Annotated in this window: 11 protein-coding genes; all 11 read left to right on the top strand. The window is 69.9% G+C overall.

Features of this window, described 5'->3' with window-relative positions; translation table 11 throughout:
- Nucleotides 1-134 precede the first annotated feature (134 nt).
- The 11 genes from hisG to DEFCA_RS0108965 all read left to right on the top strand — a co-directional run bounded on the left by hisG (nt 135) and on the right by DEFCA_RS0108965 (nt 12,153).
- The gene (gene hisG / locus DEFCA_RS0109015) at nt 135-779 is read left to right on the top strand and encodes an ATP phosphoribosyltransferase (RefSeq protein WP_025322701.1); all 645 of its coding nucleotides are present in this window, start codon (nt 135-137) and stop codon (nt 777-779) included.
- On the top strand, nt 776-2,101 hold the full coding sequence (hisD, locus tag DEFCA_RS0109010; RefSeq protein ID WP_025322700.1) for a histidinol dehydrogenase: 1,326 nt from the start codon (nt 776-778) through the stop codon (nt 2,099-2,101). The genes hisG and hisD overlap by 4 nt, the downstream gene beginning before the upstream one ends.
- A 139-nt stretch (nt 2,102-2,240) precedes the next feature.
- Nucleotides 2,241-2,828 carry an imidazoleglycerol-phosphate dehydratase HisB gene (gene hisB, locus DEFCA_RS0109005; RefSeq protein ID WP_025322699.1) on the top strand — a complete coding sequence of 196 codons (588 nt, stop codon included), beginning with the start codon at nt 2,241-2,243 and terminating at the stop codon, nt 2,826-2,828.
- A gap of 3 nt (nt 2,829-2,831) precedes the next feature.
- Nucleotides 2,832-3,476 (top strand): imidazole glycerol phosphate synthase subunit HisH, encoded by a 645-nt coding sequence (hisH, locus tag DEFCA_RS0109000; RefSeq protein ID WP_025322698.1) that lies wholly within the window; start codon nt 2,832-2,834, stop codon nt 3,474-3,476.
- Nucleotides 3,477-3,860: 384 nt separating this feature from the next.
- Complete coding sequence (gene hisA / locus DEFCA_RS0108995) at nt 3,861-4,604, top strand: 1-(5-phosphoribosyl)-5-[(5-phosphoribosylamino)methylideneamino]imidazole-4-carboxamide isomerase (RefSeq protein ID WP_025322697.1); 744 nt, start codon at nt 3,861-3,863, stop codon at nt 4,602-4,604.
- 335 nt (nt 4,605-4,939) lie between these two features.
- Entirely contained in the window at nt 4,940-5,728 is a 789-nt protein-coding gene (hisF, locus tag DEFCA_RS0108990) for an imidazole glycerol phosphate synthase subunit HisF (RefSeq protein ID WP_025322696.1), read from the top strand.
- Nucleotides 5,725-6,066, top strand: a complete 342-nt coding sequence (locus DEFCA_RS0108985) for a phosphoribosyl-ATP diphosphatase (RefSeq protein ID WP_025322695.1) — start codon at nt 5,725-5,727, stop codon at nt 6,064-6,066. Before hisF ends, DEFCA_RS0108985 begins: the two co-directional genes overlap by 4 nt.
- Nucleotides 6,067-6,077: 11 nt before the next feature.
- On the top strand, nt 6,078-6,374 hold the full coding sequence (locus DEFCA_RS19375; RefSeq protein WP_025322694.1) for a cupin domain-containing protein: 297 nt from the start codon (nt 6,078-6,080) through the stop codon (nt 6,372-6,374).
- A gap of 676 nt (nt 6,375-7,050) precedes the next feature.
- The gene (locus DEFCA_RS0108975) at nt 7,051-8,193 is read left to right on the top strand and encodes a class II glutamine amidotransferase domain-containing protein (RefSeq protein WP_025322693.1); all 1,143 of its coding nucleotides are present in this window, start codon (nt 7,051-7,053) and stop codon (nt 8,191-8,193) included.
- Nucleotides 8,148-9,803 carry a glutamate synthase-related protein gene (locus DEFCA_RS0108970; RefSeq protein WP_025322692.1) on the top strand — a complete coding sequence of 552 codons (1,656 nt, stop codon included), beginning with the start codon at nt 8,148-8,150 and terminating at the stop codon, nt 9,801-9,803. Before DEFCA_RS0108975 ends, DEFCA_RS0108970 begins: the two co-directional genes overlap by 46 nt.
- Before the next feature lie 10 nt (nt 9,804-9,813).
- Nucleotides 9,814-12,153 (top strand): FAD-dependent oxidoreductase, encoded by a 2,340-nt coding sequence (locus tag DEFCA_RS0108965; RefSeq protein WP_025322691.1) that lies wholly within the window; start codon nt 9,814-9,816, stop codon nt 12,151-12,153.
- The last annotated feature ends 140 nt before the right edge of the window (nt 12,154-12,293 follow it).

Raw genomic sequence — 12,293 nt, 5'->3', positions numbered from 1 at the left:
CCATTTCGAGGTCCGAACGCCGGAGGCGCTGCGCGGCGAGCTAAGGAGCCGCGCCCGGCTCTCCGGCAGGTCCCTTGCCCCCGGTCGAGGCAGCGGAAGCGACCATTTGGCCGCCTGGTTGATAAGGAGGTTCCATGGAGAGCCAGACCTCGGCGCCGTTGACCTTCGCCCTTCCCAAGGGGAGGGTGCTGGACGACGCCACCGCGTTCCTCGAGGCCTGCGGGGTGCCGGCCTCGGTGGCCCGCGGGGACTCGCGGCTGCTTCGGTTCGACGCGCCGCCGTACCGGTTCCTGGTGGTCCGGGGCCAGGACGTGCCCACCTACGTGGAGCACGGCGCGGCCGACCTGGGCATCGTGGGCCGGGACGTGCTGCTGGAGCAGGAGCCCCAGGTGTACGAGCCCCTGGACCTGGGGTTCGGGTACTGCCGGCTGGCCGTGGCCGCCCCGGCCGACCGGGTGCCGGCGCCGGGCCGCTCGCACCTGCGGATCGCCACCAAGTACCCGCGGCTCGCCGAGGCCCACTTCCGGCGCAAGGGGGTGCAGGTGGAGGTGATCAAGCTGTACGGCTCCATCGAGCTGGCCCCTTTGGTGGGGCTGTCCGACGCCATCGTGGACCTGGTGAGCACCGGCGAGACGCTCCGGCGCAACGGATTGGTGGAGGTGGAGACCATTCTCGAGTCCACCTGCCGGCTGATTGTGAACCGGGCGTCCATGAAGACCCGGACCGCCGAGATCTCGGACCTGATTCGCACGTTTCGGAGACGAGGGGAGGCGTCATGAAGCCGATCGCGCGCTGGGGTACCCCCGAGGGGGATCGGATCCTCGAGCGGCTGGTGAGCCGGGGCGCCGGCGAGGCCGTGGCCGGCGTGGAGTCCGCCGTCCGGGAGATCCTGGAGGCGGTGGCCCGGGAGGGGGACCAGGCCCTGTGCCGGTACACGGCGCGGTTCGACGGCCTCGAGCTGGCGCCCGGGGACCTTCGGATCCCCGAGGCCGAGCTGGAGGCCGCGTGGCACGGGCTGCCGGCCGAGGACCGCGAGGCGCTCGCCCTGGCCGAGGAGCGGATCCGGGCGTTCCACGAGCGCCAACGCCCTGCCTCGTGGTTCTGCGACGAGGACGGCGTGGTTCTGGGCCAGCGGGTCACCCCGCTCGACGCGGTGGGGGTGTACGTGCCGGGCGGCACGGCCGCCTACCCCTCGAGCGTGTTCATGAACGCCGTGCCGGCCCGGGTGGCCGGGGTGGGACGGGTCGTGATGGTCACCCCGACCCCGGGCGGGCGGGTGAACCCCCACGTGCTGGCCGCGGCCTGGCTCGCCGGGGTGAGGGAGGTGTACCGGATCGGGGGCGCCCAGGCCGTGGGGGGCCTGGCGTTCGGCACGGCCACGGTGCCCCGGGTGGACAAGGTGGTGGGGCCGGGCAACATCTACGTGGCCACGGCCAAGCGGCTGGTGTACGGTCGGGTGGACATCGACATGGTGGCCGGGCCCAGCGAGATCCTGGTGGTGAGCGACGGGTCGGGGGAGCCGGCCTGGATCGCGGCCGACCTCTTGAGCCAGGCCGAGCACGACCCTTGGGCCACGGCCGCCCTGGTGGCCACGGACGAGGGGTTCGCCCGGGCCGTGGCCCGGGAGGTGGAGACCCAGTTGGCCCGGCTGCCCCGGGCGGAGACTGCCCGGAAGAGCTGGGAGGACCGGGGAGCCCTTCTCGTGGTACCCTCGCTGGAGGCGGCGTGCGAGGTGGCCAACCGGGTGGCCCCCGAGCACCTGGAGTTGGCGGTGGAGCGGCCCTGGGACCTGCTGGGCCGGATCCGGCACGCCGGGGCCGTGTTCCTGGGACACCACACGCCCGAGAGCCTGGGCGACTACCTGGCCGGACCCAACCACGTGCTGCCCACCGCCGGCACGGCCCGGTTCTTCTCCCCCCTGGGGGTGGAAGACTTCGTGAAGCGCTCGAGCGTGCTGTCGTTCTCGCCGGCCGCGCTCGCCCGCCTGGCCGCCCCGGTCATGCGGATCGCGCGCCTGGAGGGGCTCGAGGCCCACGCCCGGGCGGTGGAGAAGAGGGTGGGAAAGCGGGAAGGCTGGAAGGCTAGCAAGCTAGAAAGCTAGAAAGCTGGGAGGCTGGGAGGCTGGAAGGTCGTTGGTCGGTCCTGGGGGGGCGGCAGATTCCCGTCAGTGGCTTCTCGTCCCAGTGATCAACGATTTACGATTTACGATTCACGATTCACGGCAGTCAGCGGAGACCCCGATGGCCCGACGCGCCCAGATCGAGCGGAAGACGGCAGAGACCTCGGTTCGGCTCACCCTGGACCTGGACGGCACCGGAGCGAACCGGATCGCCACCGGCGTGGGGTTCCTGGACCACATGCTGACCCACGTGGCCGTGCACGGCCTGGTGGACCTCACGGTGGAGGCCGAGGGCGACCTCCACGTGGACGCCCATCACACCGTGGAGGACGTGGGTATCTGCCTGGGCCGGGCCCTGGCCGAGGCCCTGGGGGACCGGGCCGGCCTGGAGCGGTTCGGCGAGGCCACGGTGCCCATGGACGAGGCCCTGGCCCACGTGGCCCTGGACCTCTCCGGCCGGGCCCACCTGAGCTACGACGACGCCGTCCCCCCGGGCAAGGTGGGCGACCTCGACACGGAGCTGTTCCGGGAGTTCTTCGAGGCCCTGGTGCGCAACGCCGGCATCACCCTGCACGTGCGGGTGCTGGCGGGCCGGAACAGCCACCACAAGATCGAGGCCGTGTTCAAGGCGTTCGGCCGGGCCCTGCGCCGGGCCGCCGCGGCAGACCCCCGGCGGGCCGGGGTGGCCTCGACCAAGGGGAGCCTGTAAGCCGTGGAGGTGGTGGTCATCGACTACGACTCCGGAAACCTCCGGAGCGTGGAGAAGGCCCTGGCCCACGTGGGCGCGCCGGCCGTGGTGAGCCGCGACCCCGCCCGGGTGCGGGACGCGGCCGCGGTGGTGCTGCCGGGCCAGGGGGAGTTCGGGGAGTGCCTCCGCAAGCTCGAGGCGTTCGGGCTGGCCCAGGTGGTGCGTGACCGGATCCTGCAGGGCGCGCCGTTCCTGGGGATCTGCGTGGGCTACCAGCTCCTGTTCGACGAGAGCGAGGAGAACGGGCCGGTGCCGGGGCTGGGAGTCCTGCGCGGCCGGGTGGTTCGGTTCCCCCACCCCGATCCCGGGGCCTCGGAGCGGCGCAAGGTGCCCCACATGGGCTGGAACCGCCTGCGCAAGGTGCGCGAGACCCCGGTGCTGGCCGGGGTGGCCGACGGGGCCCACGTGTACTTCGTGCACTCCTACTACCCGGTGCCCGAGGACCCGGACGTGGTGGTGACCACCACGGAGTACGGGGTGGAGTTCGCCTCGGCCGTCGCCCGGGGGAACCTGTTCGCGTGCCAGTTTCACCCCGAGAAGAGCCAGCGGGTGGGGCTGGCGCTGCTCCGGGGGTTCTGGGAGAACGTTGTCGACTCGGCGGGCAAATAGGGGGCTGTTCCCCGGAGGGCGTGGCAAGGGGCCTGGTTCCGGCCGTGCGTGAGTGCGGCATCCGGCTTACGCTGCATCCGGCACTCAGCCCGGTGCCCCATGAACGGTGATGGGGCGAGCCCTGGGAGCGCCTTCTGAAAATCCATAGCCGAGGGGAGCATCGGCTGAGTGCCGGATGCAGCGACTGTAGGAGCCACGCCCGGCGCTCCACCAGGCCCCTTGCCACGCCGAGCAGGGGGGCGGGGGCTTCTCGCCAGATTCATAAAACGTTGGGACCGCCTCCCTCTCCCCCCGGGGGAGAGGGCCGGGGTGAGGGGGCTCAAGCAAAGGCCTTCCAGCCTTCCAGCTTCCCAGCCTCCCAGCGTTTCCCGAAGGGAAACAAAAATGCTCGTGATTCCGGCGATCGATCTGAAGGGCGGCCGGTGCGTGCGGCTGCGGCAGGGCCGCATGGACGAGGCCACGGTGTACGGCGACGACCCGGCCGCCGTGGCCCGGCGGTGGGCCGAGGCGGGCGCGCGCCGCATCCACGTGGTGGACCTGGACGGCGCGTTCGCGGGAAGGCCCGAGAACCGGGAGGCGATCCGGGCGATCCGTCGGGCCGTGGACGTGCCGATCGAGCTGGGGGGCGGCATCCGGGACCGGGCCACGGCCGAGGCCCTGTTCGCCGAGGGGGTGGACTACGTGATCCTGGGTACGGCCGCCCTCGAGGACCCGGACCTGGTGGCCCGCCTGGCCGAGGCCCATCCGGAGCGGGTGCTGGTGGGCATCGACGCCCGGGCCGGCCGGGTGGCCGTGCGGGGGTGGGCCGACGTCACGGACGTGGCGGCCGAGGACCTGGCCCGGGACTTGGCGGGCCGAGGGGCGGCCGGGTTCATCTTCACCGACATCGAGCGCGACGGCATGCAGACCGGGGTGAACCTGGAGGCCACGGCCGCGTTTGCCCGGGCCGCCGGCCGGCCCGTGATCGCCTCGGGCGGGGTGTCGACCCTGCGGGACATTGAGCGGTTGATTCCCCTGGAGGCCCACGGGGTGGTGGGGGTCATCACCGGCCGGGCCCTGTACGAGGGCACCCTGGACCTGGCCGAGGCCATCGCCGTGGCCCAAGGCCCAACGGGAGACCCGAGATGAACGCACGGGGCTTGGGTGCCCAGGCCTCCCAGCGGCTCATCGTTTCGGCGGCGGAACAGCCGCGCTTGCAAGGCCGCTGGACAAGGGATCTGCCTCCGGCCGGGCGCGAAGCCGGGCATGCGATTCGCCGCGCAGGCACGGGACTGAAGAGCTGGTTTCGTGGCAACTTGGTGGAATCCGAACCACTTCGTGTTCCGAGCGCCAGAGGCGCTGCGCGGCGAGCTAAGGGCTCTACGGCAGGTCCCTTGCCCCCCGAACAGAGGCTCTAGCGCCTGTTTGTCCGTCGGCTTGATAATGATGGCTTTCTAGCCTTCTAGCCTTCCAGCCGAGAACCCATGCTCGCGAAACGGATCATCCCTTGCCTTGACGTGAACGCCGGCCGGGTCGTGAAGGGCACGAACTTCGTGAACCTTCGCGACGCCGGCGACCCGGTGGAGGTGGCCGAGCTCTACGACGCCCAGGGCGCGGACGAGCTCACCTTTCTCGACATCACCGCCTCGAGCGACGAGCGGGACATCATCATCGACGTGGTGCGGGCCACGGCCGAGCGGGTGTTCATGCCGGTCACGGTGGGCGGCGGGGTGCGCGCGGTGGACGACGTGCGGCGGCTGCTCTTGGCGGGGGCCGACAAGGTCTCCATCAACACCGCGGCGGTGCAGCGACCGGAGTTGGTGGCCGAGGCCAGCCAGCGGTTCGGGTCCCAGTGCATCGTGGTGGCCATCGACGCGAAGCGCCGGGGCGAGGGGCCGGAAGAGGGCTGGGAGGTGTACACCCACGGAGGGCGCCGTCCCACCGGCCTGGACGCGGTGGAGTGGGCCCGCCGGGTCGAGGCCCTGGGTGCCGGCGAGATCCTGCTGACCAGCATGGACTGCGACGGCACCAAGGACGGGTTCGACATCGCCCTGACCCGGGCCGTGGCCGAGGCGGTGGAGATCCCGGTGATCGCGTCGGGCGGCGCGGGCAACGCCCACCACATGTACGAGGCCCTCACGGCCGGCCGGGCCGACGCGGCGCTCGCGGCCAGCATCTTCCACTTTCGAGAGCTCACGGTGGGCGAGGTCAAGCGGTACCTGGCCGAGCGGGGGGTGCCGGTGCGGCTCGAGGACCAAGGGGCCGAGTCATGACCAGGAATCCCCAGCCTCCGACCGCCGACATCCTGCGACGCGTGTACGAGGTCATTCTGGACCGCAAGGCCAACCCCCGCGCCGACTCGTACGTGTGTCGGCTGCTCGGGAAGGGGGAGGACAAGATCCTCCAGAAGGTGGGAGAGGAGGCGGTCGAGGTCCTGTTGGCCGGCAAGTCCGGGGACGACGACGCCCTGGTGTACGAGCTGGCGGACCTGGTGTTCCACTGCCTCGTTCTTTTGGGGCATCGGGGCATCGACCCCCAGAGGGTGGCGGAGGAGCTGGCCCGGCGGTTCGGCACCTCGGGCCTCGCCGAGAAGGCGGCCCGAAAGGGCTGAGGAGACGCCCGATGAAGATCACCCGGATCTCGGAGCACACGACCGAACGCAAGAACCCCGTGGCCTCGGGGGCCCACAGCCGGGTCACGGTGTGGAGGCTCGACCCCGGCGACCAGATCCGGCCCCACGTGCACGCGGGCGACCACGTGTGGGTGGTGACCGAGGGATCGGGGTGGTTCCTGACCCCCGAGGCCGAGCACCCGGTGGGGGCGGGGACCCTGGTGTTCGTGCCCGAGGGCGAGGCCCACGGGATGCGGGCATCGGAGGAGGGGCTCCGGTTCGTCTCGGTGAGCGCCGGAGGAGACTGATCCCGCTCCCGGCACCCCACCAGAAGCCCCCATGCCCTCCGGTCAGGGAGGGGACCGCGTCCGTTTATTAAGACCTTCAAATGTATTGCCAGGGTACGGGGTGGGGGCCTGGTTCCGGCCGGGCGCGAGTGCGGCATCCGATCGCCGCGCCGTCTCATGCCGTTGCCAGCCCGTCGGTCCAGGCGACGACAGCGGAACCCCCGGAAGCCGGTGGAGATCCGGACGTTCGGGGGCGCGGCGAGCTAAGGGGCCGCGCCCGGCGCTCCACCAGACCCCCACCCCGTACTCCCCAAGGGGAAGGGGGCACGGGCCTGGCAATACTTTCGTCGGAATTAGTAACCGCCTCAACCTGGCGACAAAATGGGCGCGTCACCTCGGAGACCGGGGCAAGGGGTTCAGTTGATCCGGCTGCGCCCGGCTCTCCGGCAGGTCCCTTGCCCCTCCCACCGGGGAGCGATAGCGCCTGCATATCCGCCGCTTCCAGCCTCCTAGCCTCCTAGCCTTCCAGCCTTCCAGCCTTCCAACGGGACAAAGCCCCGCGTGTGCCCAAAAAATAGGCAGACAGAACGCTTGACCCGGCATGTTCCAGGGGGTACAAAGTCCGTCCGGAATTTGATCGGTGTGTCCGAAAAGTAGGCAGCCCGCCCCGGGGCCGGGGCACCAAGGAGAGCGATTCATGTGCCGGTTAGCCGCGATCATCTCCAACGAGTACTTCTCCCCCATGGAGAACATCCTCGCCCTCGAGACCATGAAGGAGGGCCACGATGGCTCGGGCCTGGGGCTCATCCTCCGGGACCTGGGGGGGGAGTTCGAGGACCTCAAGGAGTTCCCGGTCCTGTCGGCCATCACCACGGAGAAGGGGTTCTACGACCTGGACCAGTTCATGGTGTCCAGGGGGTTCCGCACCAAGCACATGTGGGAGCCGGAGCTGTCGCCCAACCCCGGGCCCACGGTGGAGCGCCACGATCGCTACATCGTGAAGGCGTTCGAGTACCCGGACCACATCCGCGACAAGCCGTTCGAGGAGAAGGCCGAGTTCCTGCTCCGCACCCGCCTCGAAATCCGGGCCATGGGCGAGCGGGACGGCGGGTCGATCCGGGTGTTCAGCTTCTGGCCCGACGTGGTCACCCTGAAGGCCGTGGGCGACCCCCTGGAGGTGGGGGAGTTCTTCGGCCTGGACAAGAAGCCGATCCCGGCCAGGGTGGTGTTCGCCCAGGGTCGCCAGAACACCAACTACGCCATCAACCTCTACGCCTGCCACCCCTTCTTCATCCAGGGGGTGTTCACCATGACCAACGGCGAGAACACGGCCTTCGTGCCGATCCGGGAGTACCTGACCAGCCGGGGCGAGCCGGGGTACGTGGGGTACAACTCCGACAGTGAGGTGTTCGCCCACATCCTCCACTTCATGCGCTACCGGCTGGGCTACCCCCTGCCCTACTACAAGGACGTGATCACCCCCCTCAAGGACGAGGAGATGGAGGGCAGGCCCGATGCCGACGCCCTGCGGCTGATGAAGCGGAGCCTGCGCATGCTCACCATCGACGGCCCCAACTGCGTGATCGGGTGCGACCGGGACGGCACGGTGTTCATGGTGCAGGATGCCAAGAAGCTTCGCCCCGGCGTGGTGGGCGGGGTGAAGGGCCGGGTGGGGCTCATGTCCGAGGTGTGTGGCCTGACCGCGGCCGTGCCGGACCGGGACACCGAGAAGGACGTGTTCCCGATGAAGTACGACTTCGTTGCGGTGCGCCCCGGCGCAGAGGAGATCGAGATATGGAATCAGTTGGACGGCTCGACCACAACCATCAGCTTAGCCTGAACGACCTCCCCTACATCGTCCGCTGGGAGGACCCCCGGTGCACCCGGTGCGGCCGGTGCACAGCGGTGTGCCCCGTGCGGGCCATCGAACCGGGGGTGTTCGAGAAGCGCCTGGTGGAGTCCACCGGCCCGATCCCCCTGCCCACCACGGTGCGCAAGGTGGTGTCGGGGGTGCGCCAGGTCACGGACATCCGACGCCGGTGCATCGGCTGCGCCACCTGCCGGCTGGTGTGCCCCAACGACGCGATCCGGCCCGAGTTCAACCCGGCCAACAAGTTCAACTGGCACATCAACCAGGGCGGCGAGCCCTACAAGCGGGGCGGCCGGCGCAACGACCCGGGCGTGTCCACCCTGGACCAGCTCAAGTTCACCCGGATCTCCATGCTCACCGACCCGGCCCTGGACGCCGGACGGCACGAGTTCCGGGTGCGCACCTACCTGGGCCGGAACCTGCCGCCCGAGCAGCTTCCCCTGCGGGTGGAGGGCGACAGCCTGGTGAAAGACGGCACCCCGTTCATCCCGCCGGTGCGCGAGATCTTCCCGATCCGGATCGGGGGCATGTCGGTGGGGGCCCTGTCGCCCCACATGTGGGAGGGGCTGGCCATGGGGGTGGCGTACCTGAACGAGGTCGAGAAGATCCCGGTGGTGATGTGCACCGGGGAGGGCGGCATGCCGCCCCGGCTCCTGAAGAGCCCGTTCCTCAAGTACTTCATCCTGCAGATCGCCTCGGGCTACTTCGGGTGGGACGAGATCATCCACGCCGTGCCCGAGATGCAGTGCGACCCGGCGGCCATCGAGATCAAGTACGGCCAGGGCGCCAAGCCCGGCGACGGGGGTCTGCTCATGGCCGCCAAGGTGCTCAAGCACATCGCCCGGATCCGGGGCGTGCCCGAGTACGTGGACCTGGCCTCGCCGCCGACCCACCAGACCAAGTACTCCATCGAGGAGGCGGTGGCGAAGATGATCACCTCCATGTCGATGCTGTTCGGGTTCCGGGTGCCGGTGTACCCCAAGATCTCGGGCACCAAGACCGCCCTGGCCGTGCTGAACAACCTGGCCCGCAACCCGTTCGCCGCCGCCCTGACCATCGACGGCGAGGACGGGGGAACCGGCGCGGCCTACACCGTGAGCCTGGACAAGATGGGGCACCCCATCGCCTCGAACCTCCGGGAGTGCTACCTGAACCTGGTGAAGATCGGCAAGCAGAACGAGCTGCCCCTGTTCGCGGCCGGCGGGGTGGGCAAGAGCGGCAACCTGGCGGCCAACGCGGCCGCGCTGATCATGCTGGGGGCCTCGGGCGCCGACTGCGGCAAGTACATCATGCAGGCCGCGGCCGGGTGCCTGGGCGACGAGCGCAACCGGTGCAACATCTGCAACACCGGAAAGTGCCCCCGGGGCATCACCACCCAGGACCCGAAGCTCTACCGCCGGCTCGACCCCGACAAGGTGGCCGAGCGGGTGGTGGACGTGTTCGTGGCCGCCGACAAGGAACTCAAGAAGATCTTCGCGCCCATGGGCCGGTCCACGGAGCTGCCGATCGGCATGTCCGACGGGTTGAGCGTGGCCGACAAGGCCGTGGCCGACCGGCTCCAGATCGCCTACGCCTGTTAGGGGACGAACCATGCCTGCAGCGGTGGAAGTCAAAGGACGGTTGAACGGAAAGAGGGTGCCTTCCAAGGAGCTCGACGAGCGCATCCAGCAACTGGTGCGCTCCGGCAAGCGCCGGCTCAAGGTGGTGGCCGACGGCCAGCACGGCATCGGCGGCCGCATCTGGCCCACGGGCGACACCGTTAAGATCAAGGTGGTGGGCGCGCCGGGCCAGCGGCTGGGGGCCATGGGCATGTTCGGCACCGAGATCGTGGTCGAGGGGTCCTGCTCGGACGACGTGGGCTGGATCAACTGCGGGGCCAAGATCACGGTGCTCGGCGACGTGGCCAACGGCGCCCACAACGCAGGGGCCCAGGGGGTGCTGTACGTCCAGGGCGGCGGGGGGGCCCGGTGCGACACCCTCACCAAGTACAACCCCCGGTTCGACCCGATCCAGTCGTGGTACTTCCGGGACGTGGGCGACTCGTTCGCCGAGTTCAAGGCGGGGGGCATCGCGGTGGTGTGCGGGGTGAACCCCCGGAACCCCGACAACGTGCTGGGGTACCGGCCGTGCGTGGGCATGGTGGGCGGCACCATCTACTTCCGCGGGCCCACCGAGGGGGTCAGCGAGGACGACGTCCGGATCACCGAGCTCACCGACGCGGACTGGGCCTGGCTCAAGAAGCACATGAAGCCGTTCCTCCGGGCCGTAGACCGGATGGGGTTCTACGAGTCCCTGACCCGCAGCCCGGAGGAGTGGCGCAAGATCGTGGCCCTGACCCCGGACGAGCGGGCCGAGCGGGCCCGGTCGAAGCGGCGGAGCATGGCCGAGTTCCGGCGGAACGTATGGTTCAAGGGGGTGGGCGAGGGCGGGATCTTCGCCGACTACATCACCGACGAGCGCACCATCATCCCGTTCACGGTCACGGGCGAGCTGCGTCGCCAGCGGCCGGTGTGGGAGAACGACAAGTACGCGCCGCCGTGCGCGGGGTACTGCCCCACCGGCATCCCCACCCACGAGCGTACCCGGCTCCTGCGGGAGGGCCACGAGACGGAGGCCTTGGACCTGGTGCTCCGGTACTCGCCGTTCCCCGGCACGGTGTGCGGGTACGTGTGCCCCAACCTGTGCATGGACAACTGCTCGCGCCAGCAGTACCTGTCGGATCCGGTGGACGTGAGCTTCCTGGGGAGGCTGAGCCTGGACCGGCCGGCGCCCAGGATCGAGGCGAAGCGGTCCGAGCGGATCGCGGTGATCGGCGGCGGCCCGGCCGGCATGAGCGCGGCGTGGCAGCTGCGGCTCCGGGGCTACCAGGTCAGCCTGTACGAGCGGGAGGAGGAGCTCGGCGGGAAGATCTACTACTGCATCCCCGAGGACCGGCTGCCCCGGGAGATCCTGGCCAAGGAGATCGAACGGTTCCGCGCCACGGGCATCGAGGTGCACACCGGCGTGGAGGTGGACTCGGCCAAGTACCAGGGGATCCACCAGACCCACGACGTGGTGCTGTTGGCCACCGGCTGCCACTCGCCCCGGGTGATCCCGTTCCCGGGCTACGAGCACGTGATCCCGGGCATCGTGTTCCTCAAGGAGATCAACGCCCGCAACCCCCGGGACCTCACGGGCATGGACGTGGTGGTGATCGGCGCCGGAAACGTGGGCATGGACATCTGCGTGGAGGCCTTCAACTGCGGGGCCAAGACCGTGACCGCGGTGGACATCCAGAAGCCCGCGTCCTTCGGCAAGGAACAGAAGATGGCCAAGGAGCGGGGCGCGGAGATCCTCTACCCCAAGTTCACCGACCGCTACGACCCCGAGGAGAAGCGCATCTACTTCAAGGACGGCACCTCGCTTCGGGCCGACGCGGTGTTCATCTCGATCGGCGAGACCCCGGAGCTCGATTTCCTGCCCGAGACCATCGACCGGGAGCGGGGGTTCGTGCGGGTGGACCCGGTGGGCCGCACCACCGATCCCAAGGTGTTCGCGGTGGGCGACGTGACCCAGCCGGGCCTCATCACCAACGCCATCGGCTCGGGCCTTCGGGCCGCCCGGTACATCCACTCGCTGATCTCCAAGACCGAGTACGAGGACGACCGCAAGGAGGTGATCCCGTACGAGCGGATCCGGTTCCAGTGGTACGACCGGGCCCGGCAGGACGACCTGTCGCGCACCTGCGAGGGCGAGGCCGCCAAGTGCATGTCGTGCGCCAGCTGCCGGGACTGCCACCTGTGCGAGAACACCTGCTACTGGGGGGCCATCTCCCGACGGGAGACCCCGGGCGGCGGGTACGAGTACATGGTGGACGACGAGAAGTGCATCGGGTGCGGCTTCTGCGCCGGCATCTGCCCCTGCGGGATCTGGACGCTGTACGAGTACTGAGGCTGGAAGGCCCCTCCAGCCCCCTGCGGGGCCCTACAACGGGAAGGGTATTAACCAACATGGGTAAGCCCCCGGCTATGCCGGGGGACAGTCGCAGTTTGACTCGGCGACAAAATAGGCGCGCCACCTCGGGGGGCGGG

The sequence above is a fragment of the Deferrisoma camini S3R1 genome (assembly GCF_000526155.1).
GTDB classification, from domain to species: Bacteria; Desulfobacterota; Deferrisomatia; order Deferrisomatales; family Deferrisomataceae; genus Deferrisoma; species Deferrisoma camini.
The sequence above is the reverse complement of the archived record's forward strand: the minus strand, read 5'-3'. Positions and strand labels throughout refer to the sequence as shown.